Annotated in this window: 11 protein-coding genes; 4 read left to right on the top strand and 7 right to left on the bottom strand. The window is 38.3% G+C overall.

What is annotated here, in order from left to right:
* Window positions 1–2: 2 nt before the first annotated feature.
* Entirely contained in the window at window positions 3–5,255 is a 5,253-nt protein-coding gene (locus Q0M21_RS04425; protein WP_295335074.1) for a PAS domain S-box protein, read from the bottom strand.
* Window positions 5,256–5,809: 554 nt separating this feature from the next.
* Here Q0M21_RS04425 and Q0M21_RS04420 point away from each other — a divergent pair.
* A complete protein-coding gene (locus Q0M21_RS04420) occupies window positions 5,810–6,670 on the top strand; it encodes a GNAT family N-acetyltransferase (RefSeq protein WP_295335073.1) in 861 nt (286 codons plus the stop codon).
* Here the strand turns inward: Q0M21_RS04420 and ribB are convergent.
* The 6 genes from ribB to tpx are packed head-to-tail and all read right to left on the bottom strand — an operon-like array spanning window position 6,648 to window position 13,701.
* Complete coding sequence (gene ribB / locus Q0M21_RS04415) at window positions 6,648–7,784, bottom strand: 3,4-dihydroxy-2-butanone-4-phosphate synthase (RefSeq protein ID WP_295335072.1); 1,137 nt, start codon at window positions 7,782–7,784, stop codon at window positions 6,648–6,650. The two genes, Q0M21_RS04420 and ribB, sit on opposite strands and share 23 nt — an antisense overlap.
* 7 nt (window positions 7,785–7,791) lie before the next feature.
* Window positions 7,792–9,648, bottom strand: a complete 1,857-nt coding sequence (locus Q0M21_RS04410) for an LptF/LptG family permease (protein ID WP_367273706.1) — start codon at window positions 9,646–9,648, stop codon at window positions 7,792–7,794.
* Window positions 9,649–9,654: 6 nt separating this feature from the next.
* Window positions 9,655–10,296, bottom strand: a complete 642-nt coding sequence (locus tag Q0M21_RS04405; RefSeq protein ID WP_295335071.1) for an outer membrane lipoprotein carrier protein LolA — start codon at window positions 10,294–10,296, stop codon at window positions 9,655–9,657.
* A 1-nt stretch (window position 10,297) separates the two neighbouring features.
* The gene (locus Q0M21_RS04400) at window positions 10,298–12,784 is read right to left on the bottom strand and encodes a DNA translocase FtsK (protein ID WP_295335069.1); all 2,487 of its coding nucleotides are present in this window, start codon (window positions 12,782–12,784) and stop codon (window positions 10,298–10,300) included.
* A gap of 43 nt (window positions 12,785–12,827) precedes the next feature.
* On the bottom strand, window positions 12,828–13,202 hold the full coding sequence (locus Q0M21_RS04395) for a diacylglycerol kinase (protein ID WP_295335067.1): 375 nt from the start codon (window positions 13,200–13,202) through the stop codon (window positions 12,828–12,830).
* 1 nt (window position 13,203) lies between these two features.
* Window positions 13,204–13,701 carry a thiol peroxidase gene (gene tpx / locus Q0M21_RS04390; RefSeq protein ID WP_295335064.1) on the bottom strand — a complete coding sequence of 166 codons (498 nt, stop codon included), beginning with the start codon at window positions 13,699–13,701 and terminating at the stop codon, window positions 13,204–13,206.
* 166 nt (window positions 13,702–13,867) lie between these two features.
* Between tpx and Q0M21_RS04385 the strand changes: the two genes are divergently transcribed.
* From Q0M21_RS04385 to chrA, 3 genes are all read left to right on the top strand, one after another.
* Window positions 13,868–14,191, top strand: a complete 324-nt coding sequence (locus tag Q0M21_RS04385; RefSeq protein ID WP_295335062.1) for a helix-turn-helix transcriptional regulator — start codon at window positions 13,868–13,870, stop codon at window positions 14,189–14,191.
* Between the two features lie 74 nt (window positions 14,192–14,265).
* Window positions 14,266–14,742 (top strand): DUF6428 family protein, encoded by a 477-nt coding sequence (locus Q0M21_RS04380; protein ID WP_295335061.1) that lies wholly within the window; start codon window positions 14,266–14,268, stop codon window positions 14,740–14,742.
* 27 nt (window positions 14,743–14,769) lie between these two features.
* A complete protein-coding gene (chrA, locus tag Q0M21_RS04375; RefSeq protein WP_295335059.1) occupies window positions 14,770–15,897 on the top strand; it encodes a chromate efflux transporter in 1,128 nt (375 codons plus the stop codon).
* Window positions 15,898–15,904 lie beyond the last annotated feature (7 nt).

Raw genomic sequence — 15,904 nt, 5'->3', positions numbered from 1 at the left:
AGTTATTTTTTTAAGGTAAAGTAAAATGTACTGCCTTGGTCTAATTGAGATTCTACCCAAATTTTACCACCCCACATTTCAACGTGTTTTTTCGCTATGGCCAATCCGATGCCCGTACCGTCGTATTGGTTTCTGTTGTGGAGTCTTTGAAATATAATAAAAATTTTTTCAAAAAACCTTTCGTCAATTCCGATACCGTTATCTTTGACTTCAAAAATCCATTCGGCTTCGTTTTCATGTACTGCGAAGTTGATTTCAGGTGTAGTTTCCTGTTTGGCATACTTAATTGCATTGTCTAAAAGGGAATGAATGGTTTGGATTAAAGGCGTTTTTTCGGCCATTACTACCGGTAAGTCTCCAAATTTGAATATGGCTTTGGATTCTTGAATGACTTTGCGTCTTAATCTTAAATATTCTTGAAATACTTCGTTCAAATCGACGGACTCTGAAACTTCCGCATAGCGTCCGGCTCTTGAATATTCCAGTAAATCAATGATTATTTTTTTCATTCTCTTGGCACCGTCTGTAGCAAAATAGATGTACTGATGTGCTTTTTCATCGAGTTGGTCTCCGTATTTTCGTTTGAGTAAATCCATAAAACTGGAAATCATTCTCAGCGGTTCCTGTAAGTCGTGAGAGGCCGTAAAAGCAAATTGATCCAATTCTTCGTTGGCTATTTCCAGTTCCTGAGCATATTTTTTTAACGAAATATTCAGTTCAAAGAGTTCTAATTCATAGCGTTTGCGATAAGTAATATCAGTTAAGGCACCAATCATTCGAATGGCGTTGCCTTGTCCATCTCTGATAATTAATCCTTTGTCGATAACATATGCGTAATCACCATTGGCTTTTTTCAGCTGGTATTCCATACCCCATTTTTGGATGTTTTTATCCGTCACTGATTGGTTTATGGAGTCAATAACAGCCTCATAATCCTCAGGGTGTACTAGTGATTCCCACAAATCGATAGTAGGTACCAAATTATCCATATCATAACCAAACAATTTTTTAAAACCTTCTCCCCAATACAAAGTGTTTTCGGAGATGTTCCAATCCCAGATTGCGTCGTTGGTAGCTTCCGATATTTTTTCGAAGCGCTCGTTGGCTTCCAGAATTTTGATATCGGTTTGTTTTCTCAAGGTTATATCTTTGAAATACACCGATAATCCCTCTGCGCTGGGATAGGTTGTAACTTCAAACCATTTATTCAATGTAGTATAAAACTCTTCAAAAGTTACACTTTCACCCGTAATAGCAGCTTTTTGTTGATTGTGATAAAAATTGGTATCAACGGCGTCGGAGTATACTTCCCATAGATTTTTGTTAAGCATTTCCTCTTTTCTTCTCCCTGTTATGTGTTCAGCTTCTTTGTTCCAATAGGTTACTATCCAATTGTTATCAACAGCAAAAAAGGCGTCTCCGATACTCTCCAAAATTTTGTTTTTTTCCTCGTAAGCTTTTTGTAATCGATAGTCAGCCTCTTTTCTCAGGGTAATATCTCTGAAAAAGACGGTGATTCCCTCTCTAGATGGGTAAGCATTTACCTCTAGCCATACGCCGTAAAAATCTTCAAAGGTTATGGGCTCTTTGGTCTCCAGTACTTTGTGGTAATTTACATAAGAAGGTAAATCAACCGCTTCCGGAAAAACAGTCCATAAGTTTTTGCCTACCAAGTTCTCTCTTTTTATTCCCAAAAGTTTTTCAGCGGTATTGTTCCAATAGGTTACGATGAAATCGTTGGTCATGGTGAAAAAGGCATCACCGATACTTTCAATGATATTGATTTTTTCCTCGAAGGCGATTTTTAAATCTTCAGCTGCCTTTTTGCGTTCGTCTATGTTTTTAAAATAAGAGGAAACCCCTCCGTTGGATGGATACGTATTAATTTCATACCATGAATTATTGGCAGGATACCAGTATTCAAAACTTTCCGATACACCTGATTTGGCAACACGTTTGTAAATTTTTTCCAATTCGGTATTTCTGGCCGCTTCGAATTCCTGCCAGATATTTTTCCCGAGCACGTCGTCGCTTTTTTTCTCCAAAAGTTTTTCGGCTTCTTTGTTGAAGAACGTAAAATTCCAATTTTTGTCCACTGCATAAAAGGCATCCGAGATACTGCTGATGATTTCTTGAATTAATAGCGTGTTGGTTTTCATGGAATGGATGTCTTGAATACTGCCGTAGATTTTGGTACAAATACCCTCAAATCTCTCACTTTTGCCAATACACCGCACCCATTTTTCTTTACCGGTTTGGGTCACAACGAGTAATTCTAAGTCGTATTCCGTGCCGTCTTGCATTAACTTTTCGTCGGCATTTTGAATGATAGTTTTATTTTCGTCTTTGTAAAACTCATAACCACCGGTTAATGAGGGATTGTAGTCTTCTTTTACCTCAAGTATTTCTCTTAAGATGGTGGACCAATACATTGTATCGCCATCGGGTTGCTTGATTAGGTCTATTTCCCAACTACCAATTCGAGCCATCTTGGAGACTTCTCTATACAAATTAATTGCTCGTCTTTCTTCGGTAATGTCAAACACCATGGAATTGAATACGATGGTATTATCGGCTAGTCGATAAGGTGTTCCAAATCCTTCGTGCCATCTCACTTCGCCGTCTGGCAGAATGTTTCGCCATTGTGTATGCCATTGACTGAGATGCTCTTTAGCATATTGAATACTTTGCACTACATCATCGTAATCCCCTCCGCGTTTGACTTGATCCCAAATGAGGTTGATATTTTCTTCGCATTCTTGCGGGGACAAATTCCAAATTTTGTGAGAGGCTTTAGACACGGTAAAGATTTGATCTTTTCCATCAGGATATAGATAATACTGGAATGCCACACCCGGGAGATCATCGGTGATGGATTGTAATCGGTGTTCTGTTTTTTTCAAGCTGGAGATGTCTTGAAAACTTCCAAAAAGACGGACACATTTACCGTTATGCATTTCTGATTGTCCAATGGTTCTAACCCATTTTTCTTTTCCTTCAGCACTAATTAATGGGGCATCAAAATCAAAGGATTCTCCGGTTTCCATAGAAGATTCAACGATTTTTTTTACCATTTTTCTGTAATCTTCCTTGTAAAAATTTATTCCGGATTCCAGTTCCGGAATATACTCATCAGGATTGGTATCGTGAATTTTATGGACCTCGTCAGACCAAATCAACTTTCCGTTAATCAAATCTATTTCCCAACCTCCGATATTGGCTAAGTTAGTGGCATCATTTAAAAGTTCTTTGAGCTTTCTTTCGTTGGTTATGTTTTTGGCGGTAGCATAAACAATACCTTCATCAACTAAAGAATTGCTGTGCCAGCTGAGCCAAATAATGTCGCCGGTCTTGGAGATGTACCTATTTTCGAATTTAAAAACAGTTTTTCCCTTTTGAAGGTTTAACATTTGGTCGCTTGTAATATGCTTGTCTGCCGGATGTAAAAGATTATAAAAAGGGGTGCCAATTAATTCGGCTTCAGTGTATCCCAAAAGGTCACAGCCCGCTTTATTTACCTTGATGAATCGACCTTCAAAATCGGTCAAACAAATTAAGTCGGGTAGGGCTTCAAACAGATGGGAAAGTTCTCCTTCCAATCGTTTTCGGTTAATTTCCGAACCGATAAAGGTTTCTAACTTAGAAAGAATAGGATGATGCTGTTTTATGGATGTTATGTTTTCGATAGTGCCAACTACTAAAACCCCCACAACATTATTTTGATGTTTTAAAGGTATGCCCAGTACCGATTTTATTCCGGAGGCTTCAGCTCCTTTTTTTCGCAGAAAAGAAGAGTTTGCTTCAATATCTCCCCAGGCCATTGATTTCTTTTCTTGCCATACTTTACCCGGTAGCCCTTCGTTAATGGGCATTTCAACTAAATTCCCTTCTATGTCATAAAAATTTTGTGCTTCAGGACTACCGAAGTATTTAGAAAATAAACGAATGGTATTTTGATGTGTTGACGGTAACCAAATTTCACATAAACTGAAGTTACCGTAATCAACAATAAGTTTACATAAATGGTGTAATGACGTTTTTAAATCGACACCTTCGTTGAATACATTGCTGATTTTTGCCAGAAGTTCTTTTTGAATTTGTTCCACTTTGACGGTTGTAACTTCTCGTTCAACGGCAACCCAATGGGTATACCTCCCTTTGTCATCGGCTACGGGAGAAACCGAAAAGTTGATCCAAAAAGGCTCTCCGTTTTTCCGGTAGTTAATAGTGGTTATTTCACATGGTTGCCATTCTCGCAAGGCTTTGCCTAAGCGGGCCAACTCTTCTTTATCGGATTTTGGACCTTGTAAAATTCGTGGTGATTTTCCTATCACTTCTTCCGCCTCATAGCCCGTCATTTTTGTAAAAGCATCGTTAACATACAGTATGCGCGGACCGGGCTCATTGAAAGGTTCCGCCTCGGTTATCATGATGGCATCATTGGTATTGGTAACTACGCTTTCCAATAATTTAAGACGTTGTTCTTCTTCTTTTTGTGAAGTAATATCTTGTACGGTTCCTTCAAAAGCTTCCGGTTCACCATTTTTATTAAGCACCAATCTACCACGTTCGTGAACCCATTTGATTTGGCCGTCAGGTAAGATAATTCGATGGATAATATTATGTGTTTTTTCTCCTAAAAAGGATTGATTTTGCTCTTGTTGGAATTCTTTTTTGTCTTCAGGATGAACGGTTTCAATAAAACTCTCGTAGGTGAGGTTAAATGTATTACGGTCTATTCCCCAAATTTTATACACTTCATCAGACCATGTCAGGGTTTTACCGTCTGTTTCAAGTCGCCAATACCCTAAATTGGCAATGGAAGCAGCTGTTTTTAATTTGGCTTCGGAAGCTTTTAACTCTATCAGCTGTTGTTCTCTTTCAGTCACATTGATGGCTGAAACCATTATAGCATTATGACCTTTGAAATTGACTTTATGACCAAAGATATCCACCAGGATAAGATCTCCGTTTTTTTTCTTGTGTTTAAAAAGACCAAAATTGATATTTCCCTCGAGATCTTCAATTTTTTCATGTGCTTTAATCACTTTTGAAATTTCACTTTTTTCTCTTAAATCGAGTATGGTTAAGGCTAAAAATTCCTCTTTGCTGTATCCGTAAAGTGTTATGGCAGATTGATTGACATCGAGTATTTTGTAATTCTCCATGTCATATACCCAATTAGGAATGGGATTGTATAGAAAAAGGGTGCTAAAATCCGCTTCTGTTGGCACTTTGTTGTTATTTAGATTCATACTTAACCATTTAAAATTAAAAGTCAGCTTATTAAATGATTTAAAATCAAAAGCTTACTTAATTGAAATTGTTTATCAAGCTTATTTTAAGTATGCTTAATATGTTGTTTTTGATTATCAAATGAATCATACATCAAAATTGTTATGATTAAAATATTGAATACAGGATTGTTAAAATTGTGACAATCTATAGGTAAATCTATTAACTTTTAAACAAAAAACCTCTAATCTCAAAGATAGCAAACAAAAATTAATTTGTAAGTAAAAAATTCGATTTCTATTCAATTAAGACTCATTTAAAATTGTAAGATAACGGTAGAGCAATTAATTGATTGTTGGTAATGACCCACTTCCGGAATCTTAATCAGTGCTGATTATTAAAAAGTCTACTTTATTTTAAGGCTGTTTTTTTAATCTTACACAATACATTTGCGTACAGTTAAAAGTAAGTTGGAGCAAAAGCTTAATTAAGTTCTAAATATACTGTTTAAACAACATTTAGGATAAAGTGTTTTTTTAAATTTGAAGTCTACTATAGGCTAAAGAAAATTGACATGATTACATTCAAAACCCTCGAGAATACTAATAGTGAAATTATCAGACAAGCCATTAATTTGGGGTTTTCTGATTACAGTATACCATTGCAATTTAGTCCGGAGCATTGGGAGCAAAAGCTACTGGCGGAAAACATTGAATGGAAATTATCCGTCGGGGCTTTTGACGGTGATGTTTTGGTTGGAGTGATTATGCACGGTGAAAAGAGAACCGCAAGCGAGCATTTGATTTATAATGGTGGTACTGCTGTGATACCTTCGCATCGGGGGCATCAAATTACCAGAAAGATGTATGATTTCATTTTGCCAAAACTCAAAGGAAGTACCGCCGATAAACTAATTTTAGAAGTTATTGAGGATAATTTTCCGGCCATAATTTCTTATGAAGCTAGTGGTTTTATAACCAAAAGACATTTAGAGAGTTATAAAGGGCTATTGTCTGATGTTGTGACTAACGAGGCCTACGAAGTAAAACCGCTACTATCCTATGACTGGGCATTACTACAGTCGTTTTGGGATGTTAAGCCTACTTGGCAAAACGATTTTGAGGCGGTTGAGTTGAGTCAAATGTACTTAAACAGCTTGGGGATTTTCAGCGAAAACCGGTTGTTGGGTTACATCATTTATAATCCTAACACTAACAGAATACTCCAATTGGCTGTTTCCAAGCTACACAGAAGACAAAAAATAGCCTCAACCTTACTTAGTAAAGCAATTCAGCATAAAGAAACACCTATAGTAGTAACAAACATAGACAACGCTAAGCATGATACTATTGCTTTTATAAAATCAATAGGTATTCCTAATTTTGTGAATCTTTTTGAAATGGAGTTGCCTATCAATAAGCCACATATTCTGTGATTTCCAGACCATAACCAATCATCCCTACACGTTTGGTTTGCATGGTATTGGAGATTAAGCGGATTTTGGAAATATCAATATCATGCAAAATTTGTGCGCCAATGCCGAAATCTTTAGCATCCATTTTTATTTGTGGTGTTTTCATGATGCCTTCGGCTTGCATTAATTTCAGTTCTGATAAACGGTTGAGTAAATCGCTTGAATCTCGTTCACTATTGATAAAAATTACAGCGCCTTTTTCTTCTTTATTAATAAGTTGAAATACATCGTCCAATTTTTTATCCATACTGTCTGTTAACGAGTTCAGGATATCGTTATTGGATTGGGTAGAGATAACGCGGGTTAAGATAGCTTCTCCCGAGCTCCAACTGCCTTTGGTTAAAGCCAAATGTACTTGCTTGTTGGTGTTTTGAAAGTAAGCTCGCAATCGGAACGAACCAAAACGAGTTTTCATCTCAAAGTCTTCTTTCTTAACAATCAGACTGTCATGTTGCATGCGGTAAGCCACCAAATCTTCTATTGAAACCAATTTTAAGTCGAACTTTTTAGCCACTTCTACCAATTGCGGTAGGCGAGCCATGGTTCCGTCTTCGTTCATGATTTCCACAATTACTCCGGCCGGTTTGAATCCGGCTAAGCGAGCAAAATCTATTGCAGCTTCAGTATGACCTGTTCTTCTTAAAACGCCACCTTGTTTAGCGGTAAGCGGGAAAATATGTCCGGGACGCGCCAATTCGTGCGGTTTGGTTTCGTCGTTTACCAAGGCTAGTATGGTTTTAGCTCTGTCGGAAGCCGAAATTCCAGTGGTAACACCATGACCTTTTAAATCCACAGAAACTGTAAAAGCTGTTTCCATATGGTCGGTGTTGTTTTTTACCATGGAATGCAATTCCAGTTCGTTACAACGTTTTTCGGTCAGCGGAGCACAAATTAAACCACGACCGTGCATGGCCATAAAATTAATCATCTCGGGCGTTACCTTTTCGGCAGCAGCCAAAAAGTCGCCTTCATTTTCTCTGTCTTCATCATCTACCACAATTATGACTTTCCCTTGTCGGATGTCTTCTATGGCTTCTTCTATAGTGTTGAGTTGTATTTTAGTGTTGTGGTCCATTGTAATGTTAGTTGTTTTTTGATTTTATCCAAAGGCTGTTATAACCGTAAAACAAAAAGTAGAACGGAAACCCTGCCAATAGTAAAATGAATAGAGGTATGTCGTAGTAGTTTTGTGTATTTTTTCCGAGTCTTGATAAGCTTTGATGTGTTTTGTGAATGCCAAATAAAAGCAGTATGCCTAGGGCTGAAGCAACACCAATTAGAACCGGCGTATCGGGTTTTCCAAAAAAGAAAATTACAAGTAAAATGATATTGGAAGCCAAAGCAATTAAACTGTAAAGTTGGTATGTTGAAGCCGAAAACACAATGGTTTCTATCGCCTTTCCATCCGGTGGTGAAGCCGTTGTTTTTGGATTATCGGATAACGTATTTAAATACTCATGTACTTCATCTGCGGCAATAGCCAAATCCGGAGTAACCGAAGTTAATGCCGGTTCCACTTTTGTTTTGTCCGGGAAAATTTTATTGAAGAAATTCGTCAGCCAATCAAAATTGAAGCTCAAGCCTTTATCGTCGGTGGCTCTTTTGGTAAGTAAAATGGCGAATGGTGTAAGTATAAATGAAGACATCCAGCAACCCAAGAACGGAGAAAGTTCGCCTTGTTGGGCTACTTTTTTTCCGAAAGTATTGATGAAGTGGAAGATAATAAAAATCATTACTGCAAACACTATCGGTAATCCTAAGCCGCCTTTTCGAATAATAGCACCTAGCGGAGCTCCGATAAAGAACATCAGTAAACAAGCGTAAGCAATGACAAATTTGTCATATAAAGCAATCCAGTGTTGGTTGATGTTTTTCATTCGACTTTTAATCTCGTAAGTCGAAGTCTCCAAAGTAAAGTTGATACCATCTACAGTTCCGGAAGCTACTCTAAGTATATTAGCTTTGTCCGATGGATCAAAATTGTCAAGAATATTTTTTTTGTTGAGTGTTAAAGTCGAATTAAAATTTGGGCCCAGGGTTTGTAACACTACACGTTGGTTGATGTTGTCGGCATAAGATTTAACTTCTTTATCGAAATTTCTTTGTAGCGAATCTAAGGTAAATGAAAGCTCACTAACGTTGAGCATGGTGTTGGTGTTGGTAATGCTTTCCTCATTTATATTAGTATTGTTGAGTTTAGAAAGATCGATGTTAATCACATAGCGCTGAAATTCGCTTTTGGCAAACGGCATTTTCTTGCGGTCTTCAAATTTTTTTGGGATGAGGTCTTCATAGTAGTTGCCGTCTTTCAAAACCAATTGTAAAGTATTCGAATCTTCACTGCTGACAAGTTCGCCTTTTTTGGCTTTGATTACAGTGTTACTGCCAGAACCAACGGCGGCTTTTTTGTGAATGGTGACTCCGCTAAGGTATTTTCCGTTTTCACCCGATTTTTTTTCAACTTTAATACTGTACACACCAACTTCACTAAATTGTCCTTCGGCTATAGCCATGGCGGGTTTTACTTGGGCAATATTTCTTCGGAAGTTGATAAACTTGTATTCGGCAAAAGGAATTACGTTGTTGGCAAAAAAGAAGGCTACGATGCTTAGCAATAAAATAAAAATGGTAAGACTGTGCATGGCTCTTTGCAACGAAATGCCGGAAGATTTCATAGCCGCAAACTCGTAGTTTTCAGCTAAGCTACCGAAGGTCATGATGGAAGCCAGTAATACTGAAAGCGGCAAAACCAATGGGATAATACTTGGCATTTTGTACATCAGGAACTTGACAATCATAATGAAGTCCAAGTCCTTACCTGCCAATTCCGAAATGAACAACCAAACTACTTGTAAAATGAATATAAAAAATAAGATTACAAATACCGTGGTAAATGTAATCAGGAAAGATTTTAGTAAGTAGCGGTCAAGTATTTTCACCCGAGCTTAATCTAATTTATTGATGTAGTAATTTGGATATTTACTCGCCACAAAGGTAAACTGATTTTTTGATAAAGGCTGATTGGTTTTAAAAGAATTAACAGTCAAAGTAGTTTTCGAACCGTTTTTCCCAATTTCAATAACGTTGTAGATGTTTTTAGTTTGCGAATCAATTCCTAAAAACACTTCTTTACGAGGATCTTTAGGGTTAGTCGGTACCAATTTAATGTATTGGATTTTTCGGCCTTTTAAATCCTGGGGGATGTCCCAGTAGTATTTATAACCGCTGTTAAAAAAGGTCAACATTTTGGCCGGAGTTACCGTGTTTTCGTCTTTTTCATTCACACTTGAAATGGTAATTTCTTCGTCTTCCGGAACTATGGTATAGCTTTTTTTACCGTCGTATATTTTGGTTACGCCCAAAAAGTTCAACACATATTTATTGCCTTCCAATAACAAATTGCCTTTACTTTCTTTGTTGATGTTTTCTTTGGTATTGGTCAGCGTATATTTAAAATCGATAGTGATGTTTTGGTACGTTTTAACCTTAGCCGTTACTTGGTCCAGCAAGTCTTTGGCTTTTTTATCTTGTGCATTAGCTGTTAGAGTGGTTATAAGTAACAATGCAATAGATAGTAGCTTGTTCATTTTAAGAATTGTTTTGTTCATTGATAAAAAATTGTTCCAGCGAAGCCAAGTCGGGAATGTTTACACTACGTGCTTTGCTTCCTTCAAACGGACCTACAATTCCGGCAGCTTCCAATTGGTCAATCAATCTTCCGGCGCGGTTGTAACCCAGTTTCAGCTTTCTTTGCAATAATGATGCCGAACCTTGTTGTGCTGTTACAATAATTTCTGCGGCTTCTCTAAACATGCTGTCGCGTTCTGAAATGTCAAATTCCAAATTCACGCTGCTGCCTTCTTCGCCCACGTATTCGGGTAGGAGATAGGCACTGGCATAGGCTTTTTGCGAGCCGATATAATCCACAATTTTTTCTACTTCGGGTGTATCGACAAAGGCACATTGCACACGCACCAAGTCGTTTCCGTTAGAATATAGCAAGTCTCCGCGTCCAATCAACTGGTCGGCACCTTGCGAATCCAAGATGGTTCTTGAGTCGATTTTCGACGTTACTCTGAAGGCAATACGCGCCGGGAAATTCGCTTTGATAATCCCCGTAATTACGTTTACCGACGGACGTTGCGTAGCAATAATCAAGTGAATACCGATAGCACGGGCCAACTGCGCCAAACGAGCGATAGGCGTTTCCACTTCTTTACCGGCTGTCATGATTAAATCGGCAAACTCGTCTACCACCAAAACAATATACGGTAAGAAACGGTGGCCGTTTTCCGGATTTAATTTACGCGATTTGAATTTTTCGTTGTATTCTTTGATGTTGCGCACCATAGCGTCTTTTAACAAAGAATAACGGTTGTCCATTTCCACACAAAGCGAGTTCAAGGTGTTGATTACTTTGGTGTTATCGGTAATGATGGCATCTTCTACATCAGGCAATTTGGCCAAGTAGTGACGTTCGATTTTATTGAACAAAGTCAGCTCTACTTTTTTCGGGTCGACCAACACAAATTTTACTTCTGCCGGGTGTTTTTTGTATAATAAAGACGTTAGCACCGCATTCAATCCTACCGATTTTCCTTGTCCAGTAGCTCCGGCCATCAGCAAGTGCGGCATTTTAGCCAAATCAACTACAAAGGTTTCGTTGGAGATGGTTTTTCCTAAGGCAATCGGCAATTCCATTTCGGCTTCTTGGAATTTGGCTGAAGCAATTACCGTTTTCATTGGTACCATAGTCGGGTTCTTGTTTGGTACCTCGATACCGATGGTTCCTTTGCCCGGAATAGGAGCGATGATACGAATACCGAGAGCAGAAAGAGATAGCGCAATATCGTCTTCCAAGCTTTTAATTTTAGAGATACGAATCCCGGCTTCGGGTACAATTTCGTATAGAGTCACCGATGGTCCGACAGTCGCTTTGATTTGGGCGATGTCGATTTTGTAGTTGCGCAGGGTTTCTACAATACGGTTTTTATTTTCTTCCAATTCCTCCTGATTGATGGTAATGCCTACCGAAGCATATTCTTTCAGCAAATCAATCGTTGGGAATTTGTAATTGGATAATTCTAAAGTTGGGTCAAACAATCCAAAATCGGCTACCAGTTTGGCTGCCAGATTTTCCTCGATTACGTCTTCATCTGCTGCTTTTTCAATCACAAATGCCTCATCGTTGGTTTCGATGATTTCTTTTATCGGTTCCGAAACGATAGGGTCAGTTTGTAGGGTAGGTGTAACCGGTTTGATGGTAGGTTCTAAGTTGATTTCCGAAGCGTGTTCGATAGTAGGTTTTAGCGCTTCTTTGTTAATTTCAAACGAAGAGGTTTTTAACACCGGTTCCGGTATCGGTTCTTCTTCGATGGGCATTACTTCGCGCTCGTTAGTATCGGTTACGGCGTATTCTTCTAAATTATAATCGGTACTTTTATTTTCAGGGATAATGCTGCTGATGTCTTCTTTGATTTCTTTGTGCTTTTTCTCGAAGAACGACTTAATGGCCTCAGGAGAAACCTTAATTTTAAAAATCATATATACTATGATAGAAAACACTAAAACCAATGCTGTTCCTGTTTTTCCGATGTAATCTTGCAGGAACAAATTCATTTCATAGCCAACCGTTCCGCCTAATTCCGGTAAGTTATCGGCGAAGAAACCAAACAGTATTGATAAAATAATCAAAGCAAATAAATCCCAAAACCAAGTGCTTTTTAACTTGCGCATCGGCAAGTCCAAAATGAGAAAGGCTCCACTCAAAAACAATAATTTTACCAGCAAAAAAGCCGCTACACCGAAACCGCGGTAAATGAACAAATCAGCTATGTAAGCGCCAAATTTACCCAGCCAATTTTGGGCACTTTCACTACGGTCAGTCAAAGCTTCAACAGTGCTTTGGTCTACCTTTCCGTGTAAAAAGAAAGAAATAAAAGAAACTAAAAAGGCTATAGATGTGAGTACCAATACAAAACCGAATAGCATTCGGTATTGTTTTTTAGTTTTCAGTATTTTCAATTCCAGATTGGGATCTTTTTCTTTGGTCTCTTTTTTTACTGTTTTTGCCATGAATATAGTATGAAGCTATAAAAATAGAAATTTAATCGGAGGTTTAGCAAAATTTCGGAACATAAATAAGCAAGCCTACAGCTATGGCTGCCAGGGCAGCAAGCATAACCGCACCAGCCGCAATGTCTTTTATGAAACCAATTCTTTCATGGTATTCCGGATGGATAAAATCAGCTATTTTTTCAACAGCAGTATTCAAACTTTCAACGCCCAACACCAGACCGAATGCCAAGATTTGCATCATCCACTCGTAACGGTCGATTTTGAAATAAAATCCGGCAATAATCATCAATACTGCCAAAGATGATTGAACCATGACACTGTGTTCGGTAGTGATGAGTTTGAGGGCACCTTTAACAGCAAAGCCGACACTTTTGAGTCGGCCGCTGAAAAAAGAATTGTCTTTTTCGAATCCCATATTACAAAGCCGCTAGGGCAGCATCGTAGTTAGGTTCATCTGCAATTTCCGCCACTTGTTCGGTATGAACAACAGTACCGTTTTCATCCAAAACAATTACCACACGTGAGTGTAAGCCGGCTAGAGGGCCGTCGGTAATTTCCAAACCGTAGTTTTTCCCGAAAGCACCTGTGTTAAAATCGGATAAATTAATCACATTGTCTAAGCCTTCAGCTCCGCAAAAACGTTTTTGGGCGAAAGGTAAATCTCTGGAAATACACAATACTTTGGTGTTTTCTAAAGTGCTGGCTTTGGCATTGAAAGCTCTTACTGAAGCTGCACAAGTACCGGTATCTATACTAGGGAAGATGTTTAAAACCACTTTACTTCCGGCAAAATCAGCCAGAGAAGCGGTGCTTAAATCAGTTTTAAGTAATTGAAAATCGGGTGCTTTGGTGCCGTTTTTCGGTAAGTCACCGTTGGTGTGAATCGGATTTCCTCCTAAAGTTATTGTAGCCATTTTTTATAATTATTTGATTGCCAAAAGTAGTGAAAATATTGTGAATTTTGAATGACAAATGATGAATTGTAAATTGTGAATGATGAATGAATGTAAAATAAAATTAAAAATATTTGGTTTGTAATATTGTTATATCGTAATATTGCAATATAATAATTATAAAACTATGGGAGCATCTAAAACCGAATCTTTTTCAGACGAGCAAAACGAGTTAGCCTCTTTATTCAAAGCTTTGTCACATCCGGCGCGAATTGCTATTGTGGATTACCTTTTAAAGGTAGACAGTTGCATTTGCGGTGATATAGTGAACGAATTGCCATTGGCGCAACCCACCATCTCTCAACATCTGAAGGAGCTGAAAAACGCTAACATTATCCAAGGTACCATTGAAGGTACAGCCATTTGCTATTGTATCAATCCTGATACTATGGCGAAAATAGAGAGTCATTTTGGGATGATTCGGCAAAAGCTAAAGAATAAATGTTGTTGATTTTCAGAGAAAAGGGAAAAGTTGCGTTTCTAACAATCTAAGTAGTCTAACAATCAAAAAATCTAAAATCTATCATGAAATTATCCGAAATTAAAAACGAATTACAAAAGTTAACCACCATAGCTTTCCAATTGCCGAACGGCGATTTGGTGCCGAGTCATTTTCACGTGACTGAAGTGGGTAAAGTAACCAAACATTTTATCGATTGCGGTGGCACAGTACGTCAGGAAGAAGTAGTGAACTTTCAATTGTGGGAAGCCAACGATTACGATCATCGATTGCATCCCGAAAAGTTAGTACATATTATAGAGCTTTCCGAAAAAGTTTTGGGATTGCCTGATGCCGAAATTGAAGTCGAATACCAAATGAATGACACTATCGGTAAATTCAATTTGGATTTTGACGGCACTCATTTTCTGCTGACCTCTAAGCAAACCGATTGTTTAGCGAAAGATAATTGCGGTATACCAGCAGAAAAACTAAAAACCAAAATAGGCGAGTGGAAACCTAAAGCTACATCATGTTGTACGCCTGATTCCGGTTGTTGCTAATCCATTTTTCGGAGTTAAAAATAAGTCATGGAAACTAAGGTAGCTTTAAAAGATATCGCGAAACTTTTTCTTAAGCTGGGCTTTATTGGCTTTGGCGGTCCGGCTGCGCATATTGCTATGATGCAGCAAGAGTTTGTAGTAAAGCGCCAATGGTTATCGGAACAACACTTTTTGGATTTATTAGGTGCCACTCATTTGATTCCGGGACCAAACAGTACCGAAATGGCCATACATATCGGTCACGAAAAAGCCGGCTGGAAAGGCTTGATAGTAGCCGGAATTTGTTTTATACTTCCGGCGGTTTTTATTACCGGTGCTTTGGCTTGGCTTTATAAGCAATACGGCCAATTACCCGAAGTGCAACCTTTTGTTTACGGGATTAAACCGGCCATCATTGCCATTATTTTGGGAGCCATTTTCCCCATGGCTAAAAAGGCGTTACAATCGACGGAGTTAGTTATTATCGGGGTTTTGGTTTTGCTGTTGTCATTGCTTGATTTTAATGAGATCTACTTGCTATTCGGTGCCGGTTTTTTGGCTTTGTTTTGGCGTGCTTTCCGAAACAAAAACAATCTCACTTTTTTATTTCCTTTGCCTTTTTTACAAATAACACAGTCGCCTTTGCTTACAGCAACCAATGCTAATCTGTTTTGGATTTTCTTAAAAATAGGTGCCGTTTTGTATGGTAGCGGTTATGTCTTATTTGCTTTCCTCGACACCGAATTAGTAGCCACCGGATTATTGTCGCGTCAATCACTTGTTGATGCCATTGCGGTTGGGCAGTTTACGCCGGGACCGGTTTTTTCGGCGGTGACTTTTATAGGCTATCAAATCAACGGATTAACCGGAGCCGTGGTTTCGACCATCGCTATATTTTTACCTTCCTTTGTTTTTGTCGCTTTGCTGAATCCCTTAGTCATGAAAATGCGCAACAATAAACCATTCGCTGTTTTTCTGGACGCTGTGAATGTGGCTTCAGTTTCGGTAATTATTGCTGTTTGTTGCGAAATGGGAAAAGAAACCATAACCGATTGGCGTACTATTCTCATTGCCTTGTTGGGTATGGTAATGGTCTTCAGATTTCAAAAAATGAATAGTGCTTTTGTAGTTGTGGGCGGTGCTCTATCAGGCTATTTGTTGTATTTAATTCCTTAATCAAGAC

The sequence above is a fragment of the Flavobacterium sp. genome (assembly GCF_024710485.1).
Lineage (GTDB): Bacteria > Bacteroidota > Bacteroidia > Flavobacteriales > Flavobacteriaceae > Flavobacterium.
This window is presented reverse-complemented; position numbering and strand designations above follow the sequence as displayed.

Bases quoted from the DNA above. Each gene is read 5' to 3' on its own strand.
- Q0M21_RS04425 (WP_295335074.1), bottom strand. From the start codon at position 5,255: ATGAATCTAAATAACAACAAAGTGCCAACAGAAGCGGATTTTAGCACC.
- Q0M21_RS04420 (WP_295335073.1), top strand. From the start codon at position 5,810: ATGATTACATTCAAAACCCTCGAGAATACTAATAGTGAAATTATCAGA.
- ribB (WP_295335072.1), bottom strand. From the start codon at position 7,784: ATGGACCACAACACTAAAATACAACTCAACACTATAGAAGAAGCCATA.
- Q0M21_RS04405 (WP_295335071.1), bottom strand. From the start codon at position 10,296: ATGAACAAGCTACTATCTATTGCATTGTTACTTATAACCACTCTAACA.
- Q0M21_RS04400 (WP_295335069.1), bottom strand. From the start codon at position 12,784: ATGGCAAAAACAGTAAAAAAAGAGACCAAAGAAAAAGATCCCAATCTG.
- Q0M21_RS04395 (WP_295335067.1), bottom strand. From the start codon at position 13,202: ATGGGATTCGAAAAAGACAATTCTTTTTTCAGCGGCCGACTCAAAAGT.
- tpx (WP_295335064.1), bottom strand. From the start codon at position 13,701: ATGGCTACAATAACTTTAGGAGGAAATCCGATTCACACCAACGGTGAC.
- Q0M21_RS04385 (WP_295335062.1), top strand. From the start codon at position 13,868: ATGGGAGCATCTAAAACCGAATCTTTTTCAGACGAGCAAAACGAGTTA.
- Q0M21_RS04380 (WP_295335061.1), top strand. From the start codon at position 14,266: ATGAAATTATCCGAAATTAAAAACGAATTACAAAAGTTAACCACCATA.
- chrA (WP_295335059.1), top strand. From the start codon at position 14,770: ATGGAAACTAAGGTAGCTTTAAAAGATATCGCGAAACTTTTTCTTAAG.